This is a genomic window from Chryseobacterium sp. 2TAF14 (assembly GCF_052115105.1).
Taxonomy (GTDB): Bacteria; Bacteroidota; Bacteroidia; order Flavobacteriales; family Weeksellaceae; genus Chryseobacterium.
On the sequence record NZ_JBFRGA010000006.1, the window covers coordinates 71169 to 85337 of the forward strand.

Below are 14169 nucleotides of genomic sequence, written 5' to 3' on the forward strand. Positions count from 1 at the left end.
TAAAAACCGTCAACGATCAACTAAAAGATATGATTAAAAACGACCTATATTTAAAAGCCCTTCGTGGCGAAACTGTAGAAAGACCGCCGGTTTGGATGATGAGACAGGCAGGAAGATATTTACCGGAATTTATTGCACTTCGCGACAAGTACGATTTCTTCACAAGATGTCAGACTCCGGAACTGGCTTCTGAAATTACAGTTCAGCCCATCAAAAGATATCCTTTGGATGCTGCAATTTTATTTTCTGATATTCTGGTAGTTCCTCAGGCAATGGGAATTGATTTTAAAATGAAGGAAAATGTAGGTCCATGGTTGGATAATCCGATCAGAACGATGGAAGATGTACAAAATGTAGTCGTTCCGGATGTGAATGATACTTTAGGTTACGTTTTTGATGCGATTGAGCTTACTTTACAAAAATTAGACAACGAAATTCCTTTGATCGGTTTTGCAGGTTCACCGTGGACGATTCTTTGCTATTGCGTAGAAGGAAAAGGAAGCAAGGCTTTTGATATTGCCAAATCTTTCTGCTTCCAGCAACCGGAAGCGGCGCATTTGTTACTTCAGAAAATTACAGACACTACCATTGCTTATTTAAAAAGAAAAGTTGAAAAAGGTGTTTCTGCCGTTCAGGTTTTCGATTCTTGGGGCGGCATGCTTTCTCCGGCAGATTATCAGGAATTTTCGTGGAAATACATCAACCAGATTGTTGAAGCTTTGAGCCCGTTAACGCATGTTGTGGTTTTCGGAAAAGGATGCTGGTTTGCTTTGGAAGAAATGACAATGGCGCCGGTTTCAGCTTTGGGAGTTGACTGGACAATCAAACCTGAATTTGCAAGAACTCTGACGAATCACACGATGACGCTTCAGGGAAATTTTGATCCTGCAAGGTTACATTCTACACCAGAAACGATCAAGAAAATGGTGAATGAAATGATCACCCGTTTTGGTAAAGATCGATATATTGCCAACTTGGGACACGGAATTTTACCGAATATTCCTTTGGAAAATGCGGAAGCGTTTATCAGAGCGGTGGTAGACTGGAAGCCTAATAATTAAAATGCAGCCCAATTTTGATTTATCAGAATTAAGTAATGTCTTTAATTTTGAATATTTTGAAACATATTCTTTACAGCGTGGTTCGGAATATGAAAAAATTATTCACGAAAAAGAAGAACTTTATAATCGGTTAATTAAAAAAACAGAACAAAGTAAAGAGTTAGAACTCCTAGATTTTCAATTAAATAATGTTCAGTTTTTGTTTGATGAATTTCATGAATTACACTTTTCAGCTAAGAAACAGAAGAGATTTTATTCAAAAGAAAATGAGGCAAAAGAATTAATTAAAATATTTAAAACTAAAACTCAAAACATTCCGTCTTGGATGTGTACTCCAATTTACCGTGATGCAATTGTATTTTATGATAAAGAGAATTGCATTACTGAAGTTTTAAATATTTGTTTTTCTTGTGAGTTTATTCAAAACTCAAATAAAGATTTCATAGATGCTGATGAAAGTGTTTATGAAAATCTAAAAAAACTTTTAATAGAATTTGGACATAAAATTAACTCAGATAAATAAAATAAAATCCCTTTCAAAAATAACTTTGAAAGGGATTTTTCTATGAAGAAAAAAATTAGCCGTTAATTGAGTTCTGTGACGAAATCTTCTTTCGATTTTCTCACTTTGGTAAGGTTTACCAACCAATCGTTTTCAGAATCTCTGTAACCGATTGGCAAAAGAAGAACACTTCTTAAACCTTTTTCTTTTAAATTTAAAATTTCGTCTACCGCTTCAGGTGAAAAACCTTCCATTGGTGTAGAATCCACCCCTTCGAAAGCCGCTGCGATAATTGCTGCACTAAAAGAAATGTAAGCCTGCTTTGCTGCATGTATGAAATTTTCTTCAGCCGGTCTTGGAGGATACATTTGTAAAAGCTGTTGTCTGTAATTTTCCCAGCCCTCGTTTTTAAAACCCCTTACCTCATTGGTTAAATCAAACATTTTGTTGATTCTTTCCTCGGTATAATTATCCCAAGCTGCAAAAACCAAAAGATGCGAGCAATCTGTAATCTGAGGCTGGTTCCAGGCATGAGGCTTTATTTGTTCTTTGATTTCCTGATTGCTGATCACAATCACTTCAAAAGGCTGCAAACCGCTTGATGTAGGAGCCAATCTTGCCGCTTCTAATATTTTATCTAATCTTTCCTGTGGCACTTTCTGCCCGTTCATTGCTTTGGTAGCAAATCTCCAGTTTAGTTTATCTAACAATTCCATAAATTGAATAAATTTTACCCGACAAAATTAGCTGAAACAATTTAAAAAAAACCGATAAAAAGGCAATTTGAACAATTGTTAAAATCTATAATGTAACAAAAGCTATTACAGAATGTTTTGAGATTGATTTTAAATTAATTTAAATATTGTAAAACATTTTTCTTCTCAAGCTTATATTCGTTTCCGGATTCGGTTTGAATGGTCATTTCTAAACTGTCATCAATAATGTTTTTAATTGCACAAAATTTCTCAGAATTTATTTTTGAGATATCCATATTATTTATTTTAACAATTTTATCTGCCACATTTAATTCTGATAACTGAGGAATCTTTAATTTATTAACAATAACCAAATGATTTTCAATGGGAGCAAAAGCAATTCCGAAGCTATTATATTCCGCAGCTTTACCTGTTGGAGTAAGAATAATTTTTTTATTGACAAAGTCTAAATCGATAATGTAATTTTCCATAAACCTCGTCCCAACCAAGTTTCGGGAATCTGAACTGATATCGACTATCTGGTTGCCAAGAAATTTATTATCAACCTCAACTTCCATCACATCAAGCTGTCTTTCGCCTTTACTAATGCTACTTAACGATTGTGATAAAAGCCCTTCAAAAGTTAGAAAATGATCGTCTTTTACTAATTGATAAGATTTTGAATCGAGCGAAAAACCTGAACCCGCTCCTGTATCGAAAAATACATTAAAATTTTGCGTTCTTATATTGAGATTAATTGTAGGAACATGAGTGAAATTTTCTTCGGAAAAAGGCAGTGAAACCGATGATTGGGAAGAGTTTTCGGTTACTTTATCAGAAACAATAATTGTTTTAAGCTTAAAATCGATTCGCCAAACTTTACCGTTCATCATATTGGCTCCGAAAATTCCACTGATTTTTTTACAGGCACGAGATTCCATCCAGCTAATATCCGCAAAAGAAAAATCAATATTTTTAAATTTCAGATCGGCAATCTTCAACTCGTTGGTTGAGAAAAGATCCATCTTTGATTTAGAATTATTGGCATCTGTTGCTTCAAATACCATTTTGCTCTTCTTTTCGTTCAACGAACCTTTTAGTTCAGAAGAAATAATCGTTAAAGCACCGGTATCAAAAATAAAATGATGTTTGTTATTTTTAATTTCAACATTAATGATCATTTTTCCGTCGATATATTCGAAAGGAATTGTTGTTGCACAGAAAAACAACGGAAACATCAATAAAGCAAATGTGTAAAAAATTTTATATCTCATCGTAAAAAATAAGGCTGCTTCAACGAAGCAGCCTGTTAAATTATTAAGAAAGCATTCTTTGCGCTTTTTTCACGCCTTCTACAAGCAAATCTATTTCGTTGAATGTGTTGTAAACTGCAAAACTTGCTCTTACGGTTCCGGCAATATTAAAGAAATCCATGATTGGCTGTGTACAATGATGTCCTGTTCTTACTGCAACCCCCATTTTGTCGAGAATCATCCCAACATCCGAAGAAATCCCGATTCCTTCAAGATTAAAAGAAACTACACCCGTTCTGTGCGCTTTTTCGCCGTAAACTTTTAAACCTTCAATTTCCAAAAGCTGTCTTTGCGCATATTCCAGCAACGCATTTTCGTGATTCTGAATGTTTTCCTGACCTACTTTTTTAATGAAATCAACAGCCGCTCCCAAAGCGATATTTCCGCCTACGTTTGGAGTTCCTGCTTCATACTTAAAAGGCAAACCTGCGTAAGTTGTTCCGTCAAACGAGCAAACTGCGATCATTTCTCCGCCACCGTGAAAAGGCGGCAAATCCTCAAGGATTTCCTGCTTTCCGTATAAAATCCCGGTTCCCATCGGAGCGTACATTTTATGCCCTGAAAACACGAAGAAATCACAATCTAATTTTTGAACATCAATTGTAAAATGCGGAGCAGATTGTGCGCCATCAATCACAATGTAAGCCTCTGAATTAGCCCTTGTTTTAGCAATAATTTCTTCAACAGGATTTACAATTCCTAAAGCATTAGAAACCTGATTAACAGATACTACTTTTGTTTTTTCGCTTAAAAATTTATCTAAATAATCAAGCTGAAGAATACCGTTTTCATCGATCGGGATTACTCTTAATTTTGCACCGGTTCTTTCACAAAGCAATTGCCAAGGAACGATATTGGAATGATGCTCGAGATACGAAATAATAATCTCGTCATCTTTCTTTAGTTTTGATGTTAAAATATAAGAGATGAGGTTTAAACCTTCGGTTGTTCCTTTGGTGAAAATAACTTCAAAATCATGTTTGGCATTGATGAATTTCTGGATTTTTCTTCTCGAAAGCTCCATTTCTTCGGTTGCCAACTGGCTCAAGGTATGAATTCCTCGATGTACATTTGCATTGAGTTCTTTATAATATTTTTCCCAAACTTTAAGCACTGAGTTGGGTTTTTGAGATGTTGCTGCATTGTCTAGATAAACCAATGGCTTACCGTTCACTTCCTGATTTAATATAGAAAACTGACTTCTGATTTCCTGAATGTCAAACATTTATTAAAATTTTAATTAAAAGTTCTTTATTTAGAACGCATCAARTTTACGGCTTTTTCGGGATTTGAGGTGTGAGATTCGGGATAGAATTCTTCTATTCTTTTCAAAAATTTTAGAGCCTCTTTATTTTATAATCTATTTTTTACCATTAAGAAAATTAAGATTTTCAAAAATTTAAGCTTAATGAAATCAATTTTTCTCCGAATCTTAATCTTCGGTTTCTCAAACTATTTATTATCAAAGAAATTCTTAATTACATATGTTTAAAATAAAGAATAAACAAAGTTTATTTAAGTTAAGAAAATTAAGAACATGAACTTTTTAAACAAAAAAACCTGCCAAAAAATTGACAGGTTCATTTATTTCGAGTAAGAAAATTCTTATTCTGCAGAAGTTTCTTCAGCTGCAGGAGCTTCTCCTTCAGTTGTTACTTCTTCTTCATCCTCATCATCCATTGCTGCAGCACCTCCTTTCATTGCATTTCTAGACATCTTAACAGCTACTACCACTGCATTGTCTGGGTGAACGAAAGTATAGCCTTCAGTTTTAATGCTTCCAACATAAAGCTTGTTACCGATTTTCAAAGGAGTAACGTCTACAACTACCTCATCAGGTAAGTTTGCAGGGATCGCTTTTACTTTTAGTTTTCTGAAAGACTGACGTAAAACACCACCAGAAACCACACCTTTAGAACGACCAGTAATTCTTACAGGAACTTCCATAATAACAGGCTTATCGTCTGATAATCTGTAGAAGTCGATGTGAATAATTTTGTCAGTAATTGGGTGGAACTGAATATCCTGAAGAACAGCCGGAATAGTTTGTCCGTCAACCTCAATAGATACCGTGTGTGCTTCAGGAGTGTATATCAAACCTTTGAATGCTCTCTCTTCTGCAGAGAAGTTCAATGGCTCACCACCTCCGTAAACAACACAAGGAACTAATTCAGCATCACGTAAAGCTTTTGTAGACTTTTTGCCCACGCTTTCTCTTTTTGTACCTTGAATTGTAATAGATTTCATTTATAAAAAATTTAAAAAAATTGTTTCAATTTAAATTGCAATCAGCTAACTATCAATTAAATAACAAACTTACTGCTAATAGATTGATGCTCATGCACCATCTTCATAACATCTGCAAATAATGGGGCGCAAGATAGCACTTTTATTTTAGATGACAAATTAGTTTTTACAGGAATTGAGTCAGTTACGATTACTTCCAACAATTGTGAGTTCTCAATATTCTCATAAGCCTTTCCTGAAAGCACTCCGTGAGTAGCCATTGCTCTTACAGATTTTGCTCCTTTTTCCATTAAGATGCCTGCAGCTTTACAAAGTGTTCCTGCAGTATCGATCATATCATCGATAAGGATAACGTTTTTACCTTCAACATCCCCGATAAGGAACATCTCTTCTACAACGTTTGCCTTTTTTCTTTCTTTATAAGCAATTACTACATCTGCACCAAGGTGACCCGCATAGTTTTTCGCTCTTTTTGCACCTCCCATATCCGGAGAAGCAATGGTAAGATTATCAAGATTAAGATCTTTGATGTAATCTACAAAAATTGTAGAAGCATACAAGTGATCTACAGGAATTTCAAAGAATCCCTGAATCTGATCTGCGTGTAAATCCATCGTCATTACTCTGGTTGCGCCTGCAGCAGTTAAAAGATTTGCAACCAATTTTGCCCCGATCGGAGCTCTTGGCTTGTCTTTTCTGTCTTGTCTTGCAAGCCCAAAATACGGAAGCACTACGGTAATGCTTTTTGCAGAAGCTCTTTTTGATGCATCAATCATCAGAAGCAATTCTAAAAGATTGTCTGCCGGCGGAAACGTAGATGCGATTAGGAAAACTCTTCCTCCTCTTACAGATTCATCTAAAACAGGTTCAAATTCTCCGTCGCTGAACTCCTGAAAGTTGATTTTTCCTAATTCTTTCCCATAATGCTGGGCAATTTTTTCTGCAAGATCTTTACTTGTTCTTGTTGAAAATAGATAACTTAACTGATCGGCCATTTTTACTTTTTAAAAGATTTTGCAAATTTAAAAAAAAACCACAAGAATCAATCCTGTGGTTTCTATTATTTATTTTTATTCCTGATTAAGGAAAAGTAATTCCTGAATATTTGTTAGGATCTACCTGTGGTAAAGTTGATCTGTATTTTTTATTAATTGACTTAATAAACTCATTCGCAACCACTGCATATCCTCTTCCAGTAAGGTGAACTCCGTCTAAAGAGAATGTTCCTCCGGTAACAAAAGTTGCAGTATATCTAACTCCGTTCCAAGAAATTCCTGACTTAGAGTTTAATTCAATCATTTTAGCATTCATATCAACAAAAGCTAAGCCTTTAGAATCTGCCAAAGATCTGATTGTAGTATTGTAAGCAGTTGTAGCAGCTAATACTTTTGCAGCTTCAGCTTCTGTAAGAACCAATTTGTCTTCCAAAGGAACAGAAGTACCACCTCCTGCTTGCGGAGTAAGTACAGCACTTGCAGTTAATAAGATATAATCTTTCGCTGTTGTCTGTCTATATTTTGGTAAACCAGGAACAGTAGTCAAATCTTTATCAGAAATAACCGCTCCATTAGCAACAGCTCCTGCAGTAAATTTAATCAGCCTTTTCTGATATTCCGCATCATTGATTGCTCCTAAAGATTTGGCCTGCGCTAAACCTGCATTATAAGTAGCATAAGCTGTATTCAGCTGAGAAACCTGTGTATCTGTAAGATTTGTAAGAGGCATTGCCGGAACTCTTGTAAAGAACGGCACACTGGTTACATTAGGAATATTGGCAACAACACCCTTTCTTGTAGTTCCTGTAGGGAAAACCGTAGTGATTAAAGCTGTGTAAGTACTGTTAAATCCTATACCAACGGCTCCATCAACCGGAGTGATAGGGTTGGTTCCGTCTCCACCTGAAGTTGCGTATCCTAAAACATCATTATTCCCGATCCACAAAGAAACAAAAGTAGGATTCTGGGCTAATGCATCACCAACAACAGATGCTGTCGTAGAAGAGGCAAACCTTACGAAATAAGGATTTGCAAGACCTACAGAAAGTCCTGCTGCATTACCATAACCCGGAGCTAATAAGTGAGCAACTTTCGCACCCGGAACTCCCATGTTTTGGTAAGGTCCTCCCGCCGCAACATTATCTAAAGCTGCTGCAGGAGCATTAGCAACCGGACTTAACGCGCCATTAACCATTTTAAGCTCAAGCTTCCCCGGGAAACCAGGTAAGTTTGTAAAACCACCAACGTTATTTGGCATAAGTGGTTGTTTAAACTCTCCTCCACCAGCAAGTTTCATTTGCATGGCAATCATACTTGGAAAAGATTCAGCTTGTCCGCCAGAATATAATGTACCGTCTCTGTAACCTGATGTTAAAGAATTTCCTAAAGAAATAAACTTAGAAAAATCGGCATCACCTTTCGTTACAACGATATCTTCTACATCGGTATCAAAATCTGTATTACAGCTTACTGTAAAAAGAAGCGCCGAAACAGCTATTGTAGATATTAATATTTTTTTCATAATTTAAAATTAAAAAGCATTATAAGATAAACCCAGACCAAAATAGAATGCTTTAGCCTTTGCCTGACCATAGAAACCTAAGTAATCATTTTTCACATCTCTGCTTTGTGGCATTGCATAACCACCAGCAACGTCTACTCCGAATTTTTTAAGCTTGAAACCTAAACCTCCTGTCAGCACAAAAGAGTCAAACGATGGAGTTTCCGGAATGAAATTTTCGTCAGAATATGGAGATTCATCATAATAAGCACCTAAACGACCATAAATCATATTCGTAAATGCATACTGAGTTCCCAATCTCACTGTTTTGGAATTTTTAAAATTCTTTGGAGCTACCAAAATAGTAGGATCAGCCTGGTTTCCGATAGGCGCATTAGCAAAATCTAAAGTCAGCCTGCTGTATCTTTCCCAGCCATGATAATTGAAATCTGCTGAAATTAACCATTTCGGAGTAACTTTATACGTTAAACCAATAGTATATTCTTCTACAAGAGGTAAAGTAGCGGTGAAACTATCCTGTCCGGCTCCGTTCAGTCCTAAAAGTGTGTTTACTGTTGCCTGTGAAGGAGCAACAAATGTAGCTGTACCTTTTTTAGCTTTCATATCAACAGGTGAGCGGTATGCGATACTCACATCTAATTTTGGATCTGGTCTGAAGTAGAAGCCGAAACCATAGCCATGACCGCTTGCTTTATCGTCGTTAATATTAACTGTTCCGCCAAATTGCGTCACTGCTTTATCCCAGTTTACCGATCCTCTTGCATAAATGTAACTTGCCCCGAAAGAAACCCAGTCAGCCATTTTCACAGAAACCATTGGTTGGAAATAATAGCTTTTCAGCTCAAGCTTTTGTACCATTTCTCTTCCTTCCCAATCGTAAGGATACTGAATTGTACTTCCAAAAGGGGTAGAAAAACTAAAACCAATTGATAGTTTCTCAATCGGCTTATAAGCGATCGCCGCATAAATTGGAGTACCTAGAGGATTATCTGTAACAGTACTCTGCAAAGTGTTTAAATTCTGAAAAGTAACTTTATTACTTGCTCCGAAACCTCCCGCAACAATACTCAGTTTAGAAGGGATGAATGACATACCTGCCGGATTAAAAAATGCAACACTCGCATCTTCGGCATGAGCACTTGTGTGCGCCATTGCCAATTGTTTAACCCCCTGCAAAGAAACTCTAAAGCCTCCCGCATAAGATAAAACTCCAGCCAATAAAGCAGTTGATATTAATATTTTTTTCATAGACTTTTATTATATAACCCAAATATAAAATTATTTTGTTTAGGTCTGTTAATAATTCTTAAATTTTTAAACAATGCATTAAAAGAAAACTATGTTTAAAATAACATTTTACGTAAAATTTAAAATAACATACTCTATAACATGGCGTTAAAGAAAAACCAATTCCGCAATTTTCGCTCTGTTTAATATTAAACATTTTCAAAAATTAATATTTAGTACATTTGGAATTGTATAAAGATAAAAATCAATAAATTTGCAAGATTAAACAAATTATAATATGAGTTGTGGATGTAAAACATCCGGCGATTCTGCACATTCTTGCGGAACAAAATCTGCGAATGGCTGTGAAAGTGTAAATACCTGCGGTAATAGTTATAAATTAAGTGTTTTCGATTGGCTGTCTAACGTACAAAACCCTGCATCAAACAGGTGTGATTTTGTAGAAGTTAGATTTAAAAATGACAGAAAATTATTTTATAAAAATGTAAACAATATTCCTTTACATATAGGTAGCGTAGTAACAGTAGAATCGAGTCCGGGACATGATGTGGGCGTAGTAAGCCTCACGGGAGAATTAGTAAAAATTCAGATGAAGAAAAAAAGATCTTCAGAAGAAAACCCGCTTAAAATATATAGACTTGCCAACCAAAAAGACATTGAGGTTTGGCAGGAAGCTAGAAAAAAAGAAGAAAATGTAAAAATAGAAGCCCGAAAAATCTCACACCGATTAGGTCTTGAAATGAAGATCACAGATGTGGAATATCAAGGCGATTCTTCTAAAGTAACATTCTATTACACCGCTGATAACCGAGTGGATTTCAGGATGTTGATTAAAGAATTTGCGGGAGCTTTCCGTACGAAAATCGATATGAAACAAATCGGTTTCAGGCAGGAAGCTGCAAAAGTTGGCGGAATTGGATCTTGCGGAAGAGAATTGTGCTGCTCAACCTGGTTGACTGATTTCAGGTCTGTAAATACCAATGTTGCAAGATACCAGCAATTAAGCATCAATCCGCAAAAACTTGCAGGACAATGCGGTAAGCTTAAATGTTGTTTAAACTATGAATTAGACAGCTATCTTGACGCATTAAGCCATTTCCCTTCTTCTTCAACAATGATTGATACTGAAAAAGGAAGAGCCTTCTGTATAAAGATCGACGTTTTCAAAAAGAAAATGTGGTTTGCTTATGTTGACAGCTCGATGGCGTGGTATGATTTCGATGTTGATTTAGTTAAAAAAATGATCTCGCAAAATAAAAGAGGTGAAAAAACGTTACCTCTCGAAGATTTAAAACAACCTGAAATTTCTGTAAAAACAGTAGATTTAATTCAGGAAAACAGTGTGGATCGTTTTGAAAAGAAAAACAGAGGAGGTTTCAACAAAAACAGAAATCAGGGGAATCAAAACAGGTCAAATAATAATCAAAATCAGGGACCAAGAAAACCCAGACCTGAGAATAATAACGATAGACTTGAGAGAAACGACAGAGGCGAAAAACAGGAAAGACAAGAACGCCAACCAAGACCAGAAAAAACGGCGAAGTCTAACCAAAACAACAACCAAAGACCTCAAAAGCAGCAACAGCAAAAGCCTCAATTGGAAAAAACAGAAGCTGTAAAAAACGATGGTGAGAAGAAACCTCAAAATCAACAACCGAAAAAGAAGTTTAAAAAGAAATTTCCTCCAAAAAAAGATAATAATGCATAAAATTTCAGGACTTTTTCTCCTTATTYTTCTGGTAAGCTGCAACGCTTCCGGAGAGGATGTTATGATGAATAACGTTGATAATAAATGGAATAAGAAGACCGAACAAAAATTTAATCTTGAAATTTCGGATCCGCAAAATCCTAAAAATCTTATATTTGTTGTAAGAAACAATAATGAATATCCTTACAGCAACATAAGGTTTATTGTAAATCTTACCAACCCGAAAACCAAAGCTAAACAAACCGATACGCTAAATTATATTCTGGCAAAACCAAACGGTGAATGGCTTGGAACAGGGTTTGGAGAAACGAAAGAGACATTATTTCAGTATAAACTGAATTATAAATTTCCGGAAAAAGGCAATTATGAAATTGCTGTCGCTCAGGCGATGAGAAACGATAATCTTCCCGGAATTGAAGACTTAGGTATAAAAGTAGAAACGGCTAAACCGTAATTATACATGGAAGAGAACAAACAAAATACAGGAAACAGGGGAAAAAACTTCCCGCTTCCTCCTAAAAAAAACGCTAAAAATTCTGCCTGGAAAAGATGGGTAAAATTCATCTGGATTGGGCTTATTGCAGTAGTTTTAGGCATTTCAGGACTTTTCTTTGCAGTTTCCCAAGGTTTTCTTGGTGAAATGCCCGATGTAAAAGAGCTTGAAAATCCCGATATTTATGTTGCATCCGAAATATATTCTGCAGACGGAGTTCTTTTAGGCAAATTTGAAAAAGAAAAAACGCAGCCTATTGAGTATAAAGACTTACCTCCTTATTTGATTTATGCGCTTCAGGCAAAAGAAGATGAGCGTTTTAAAGAGCATTCAGGAGTTGATTTACAATCAGTCGCAAGAGCAGTAGTTTACGGAGGGAAACGAGGAGGGGGTTCTACGATTACCCAGCAGTTGGCTAAATTGCTTTTTACAGGAAGTGCTTCTCAAAACAAAATACAAAGAGGATTTCAGAAATTAAAAGAATGGGTTGTAGCCGTAAGTCTTGAAAAGAGATATACAAAAGAAGAAATTATAAAATTATATTTTAATAAGTTCGACTTTTTATATAATGCCAACGGAATTGAAATGGCATCAAAAATATATTTTAATAAATCGACTCAACAACTGACATTGCCTGAAGCGGCAATGTTTGTAGCAATGCTCGAAAACCCTGTTAAAAACAATCCTTTACGTAATCCTGAAAGAGCCAAAGCAAGAAGAGATGTCGTTTTAGATCAAATGCTTAAAACAGGATATTTAGATCAGCCAACTTATGAAAAAGCAGTAGCAACGCCTATTACTTTAGATTATCGTCCGATTAAAAATATAACTGATGATTATTCTGCATATTATAAGTTTTATCTAAAAAAAGAAATAGACGGATATCTTAAAGATTACGAAAAAGAAACAGGAAAACCATTAAACCTATTCAAAGATGGTTTAAAAATATTTGTAACCCTGGATTCTAAAATGCAGAAATATGCAGAAGAATCTATCAAAGAACATTTAACTGATCTTCAAAAAAGATTTGATGCAGAGCAGAGAGGCAGAAAAAACAGACCTTTCTATTACCTGAATGACCAGCAGGTAAATAAAGTAATGATGCAGGCTGTAAAAAGAACCGGTCGTTACAAGCAATTGAGCAGAGCCGGAGTTCCTGAAGATTCGATCATGTTAGAATTCCACAAGCCTATAAAAATGTCAAGATTTACTTGGGCAGGTGAAGAAGAAGTAGAAATGAGTCCGTGGGATTCTATAAGATGGCACAAACAAATTGCACAGGCTGGTTTAATGTCTATGGTTCCGGGAACAGGTGAAATTAAAGCCTGGGTTGGAGGTATTGATTGGCAACATTTCCAGTATGATCATATTAAGCAGGGGAAAAGACAGGTGGGATCCACTTTTAAACCATTTGTTTATGCTACAGCAATTATGAAACTAGGTTTAACGCCTTGTTCAACCATTTCAAATGCAACATTTACCAAAGGAAACTATCGTGTTCCGGGAAGAGGCGGAATGTTAACATTAAAAGATGCTTTAGCACATTCTCAAAACCCTGTAGCATTAAGATTGGCTGAAATGACAGGAACTCAAAGTGTTATTCAGACGGCAAGAGATTTAGGGGTAACAGAAGAAATTTCTACCAGCTTGCCAATGGCTTTAGGAGCTTCAGATATTACAATTTATGAAATGCTTGGAGCGTATAGCACGTTTGCCAACTATGGAAATTACAACAAACCTGAAATGATCTGGAGAATTGAAGATGTAAACGGAAGAGTAATAAAAGAAGTCATTTCTGAACCTAAAGAAGTCATGAATCCTAATTACGCTTACACCATGATTGAGCTAATGAAAGGTGTGGCACAATACGGAACCGCATCAGGCGAACTGGGAAGAAAAGGAATCTCTAAAAATGTAGAAATTGCCGGTAAAACAGGAACAACTCAAAATAATTCCGATGGTTGGTTTATGGGAATCGTACCAAAACTTGCAACCGGAGCTTGGGTTGGCTGGGAAGACAGAGCGACTCACTTCTGGGGAACCGGTGAAGGTCAGGGTGCTAAAATGGCGCTTCCGATCTGGGCGATTTTTATGAAAAAAGTCTGGGCAGATAAAAGCTTAAAAATATCTCCTGATGATAAATTTGTAAAACCTCTTGACTGGAAAGACGGATGCTCAAACCTTCAGGGTCTTGGCGGAGGATATGGTGACGATGGCGGATTACAGACTATTGACGACTTAAAAAATCCACGTCCTGCAGAAGAACCGAAGAACAACTCTGGTAAAAAAGAAGAAAATGTAAATGAACATCTCAATACCAGTGAAGATATAGATTTTAATAAGTAAATTTCTTTATAATCATCATAAGACCTTTCAATAATTGAG

General features: G+C 35.9%; 12 protein-coding genes. 5 read left to right on the top strand and 7 right to left on the bottom strand.

Annotation, left to right across the window (positions count from 1 at the left end; translation table 11 throughout):
• The first annotated feature begins 29 nt into the window (after positions 1–29).
• Positions 30–1061 carry a uroporphyrinogen decarboxylase gene (gene hemE, locus AB4Y90_RS01715; protein WP_441555511.1) on the top strand — a complete coding sequence of 344 codons (1032 nt, stop codon included), beginning with the start codon at positions 30–32 and terminating at the stop codon, positions 1059–1061.
• Between the two features lies 1 nt (position 1062).
• The gene (locus tag AB4Y90_RS01720; protein WP_441555512.1) at positions 1063–1584 is read left to right on the top strand and encodes a hypothetical protein; all 522 of its coding nucleotides are present in this window, start codon (positions 1063–1065) and stop codon (positions 1582–1584) included.
• 62 nt (positions 1585–1646) lie between these two features.
• Here the strand turns inward: AB4Y90_RS01720 and AB4Y90_RS01725 are convergent, their stop codons facing one another.
• The 7 genes from AB4Y90_RS01725 to AB4Y90_RS01755 all read right to left on the bottom strand — a co-directional run bounded on the left by AB4Y90_RS01725 (position 1647) and on the right by AB4Y90_RS01755 (position 9583).
• Complete coding sequence (locus AB4Y90_RS01725; protein ID WP_441555514.1) at positions 1647–2279, bottom strand: NAD(P)H-dependent oxidoreductase; 633 nt, start codon at positions 2277–2279, stop codon at positions 1647–1649.
• A 134-nt stretch (positions 2280–2413) separates the two neighbouring features.
• Complete coding sequence (locus AB4Y90_RS01730; protein ID WP_441555516.1) at positions 2414–3532, bottom strand: aspartyl protease family protein; 1119 nt, start codon at positions 3530–3532, stop codon at positions 2414–2416.
• 43 nt (positions 3533–3575) lie between these two features.
• Positions 3576–4796, bottom strand: coding sequence for a cysteine desulfurase (locus tag AB4Y90_RS01735; protein ID WP_441555517.1), 1221 nt, complete (start codon positions 4794–4796; stop codon positions 3576–3578).
• 380 nt (positions 4797–5176) lie between these two features.
• Entirely contained in the window at positions 5177–5818 is a 642-nt protein-coding gene (locus AB4Y90_RS01740) for a 50S ribosomal protein L25/general stress protein Ctc (RefSeq protein ID WP_441555519.1), read from the bottom strand.
• A 56-nt stretch (positions 5819–5874) separates the two neighbouring features.
• Positions 5875–6813, bottom strand: a complete 939-nt coding sequence (locus tag AB4Y90_RS01745; RefSeq protein WP_441555521.1) for a ribose-phosphate pyrophosphokinase — start codon at positions 6811–6813, stop codon at positions 5875–5877.
• An 85-nt stretch (positions 6814–6898) separates the two neighbouring features.
• The gene (locus AB4Y90_RS01750) at positions 6899–8335 is read right to left on the bottom strand and encodes a G-D-S-L family lipolytic protein (RefSeq protein WP_441555523.1); all 1437 of its coding nucleotides are present in this window, start codon (positions 8333–8335) and stop codon (positions 6899–6901) included.
• 9 nt (positions 8336–8344) lie between these two features.
• Entirely contained in the window at positions 8345–9583 is a 1239-nt protein-coding gene (locus AB4Y90_RS01755; protein ID WP_441555524.1) for an OmpP1/FadL family transporter, read from the bottom strand.
• A gap of 277 nt (positions 9584–9860) precedes the next feature.
• Here AB4Y90_RS01755 and AB4Y90_RS01760 point away from each other — a divergent pair, with 277 nt between their 5' ends.
• Genes AB4Y90_RS01760 through AB4Y90_RS01770 form a run of 3 tightly spaced genes read left to right on the top strand, consistent with a single transcriptional unit; the run spans position 9861 to position 14130 of the window.
• Entirely contained in the window at positions 9861–11291 is a 1431-nt protein-coding gene (locus AB4Y90_RS01760; RefSeq protein ID WP_441555525.1) for a PSP1 domain-containing protein, read from the top strand.
• Positions 11284–11745: a gliding motility lipoprotein GldH gene (locus tag AB4Y90_RS01765; RefSeq protein ID WP_441555527.1), complete on the top strand. Its 462-nt coding sequence runs from the start codon at positions 11284–11286 to the stop codon at positions 11743–11745. The genes AB4Y90_RS01760 and AB4Y90_RS01765 overlap by 8 nt, the downstream gene beginning before the upstream one ends.
• 6 nt (positions 11746–11751) lie before the next feature.
• The gene (locus tag AB4Y90_RS01770) at positions 11752–14130 is read left to right on the top strand and encodes a penicillin-binding protein 1A (RefSeq protein WP_441555529.1); all 2379 of its coding nucleotides are present in this window, start codon (positions 11752–11754) and stop codon (positions 14128–14130) included.
• The last annotated feature ends 39 nt before the right edge of the window (positions 14131–14169 follow it).

Bases quoted from the DNA above. Each gene is read 5' to 3' on its own strand.
- AB4Y90_RS01760 (WP_441555525.1), top strand. From the start codon at position 9,861: ATGAGTTGTGGATGTAAAACATCCGGCGATTCTGCACATTCTTGCGGA.
- AB4Y90_RS01770 (WP_441555529.1), top strand. From the start codon at position 11,752: ATGGAAGAGAACAAACAAAATACAGGAAACAGGGGAAAAAACTTCCCG.
- AB4Y90_RS01730 (WP_441555516.1), bottom strand. From the start codon at position 3,532: ATGAGATATAAAATTTTTTACACATTTGCTTTATTGATGTTTCCGTTG.
- AB4Y90_RS01750 (WP_441555523.1), bottom strand. From the start codon at position 8,335: ATGAAAAAAATATTAATATCTACAATAGCTGTTTCGGCGCTTCTTTTT.
- AB4Y90_RS01745 (WP_441555521.1), bottom strand. From the start codon at position 6,813: ATGGCCGATCAGTTAAGTTATCTATTTTCAACAAGAACAAGTAAAGAT.
- AB4Y90_RS01720 (WP_441555512.1), top strand. From the start codon at position 1,063: ATGCAGCCCAATTTTGATTTATCAGAATTAAGTAATGTCTTTAATTTT.
- AB4Y90_RS01735 (WP_441555517.1), bottom strand. From the start codon at position 4,796: ATGTTTGACATTCAGGAAATCAGAAGTCAGTTTTCTATATTAAATCAG.
- AB4Y90_RS01755 (WP_441555524.1), bottom strand. From the start codon at position 9,583: ATGAAAAAAATATTAATATCAACTGCTTTATTGGCTGGAGTTTTATCT.
- AB4Y90_RS01740 (WP_441555519.1), bottom strand. From the start codon at position 5,818: ATGAAATCTATTACAATTCAAGGTACAAAAAGAGAAAGCGTGGGCAAA.
- hemE (WP_441555511.1), top strand. From the start codon at position 30: ATGATTAAAAACGACCTATATTTAAAAGCCCTTCGTGGCGAAACTGTA.
- AB4Y90_RS01725 (WP_441555514.1), bottom strand. From the start codon at position 2,279: ATGGAATTGTTAGATAAACTAAACTGGAGATTTGCTACCAAAGCAATG.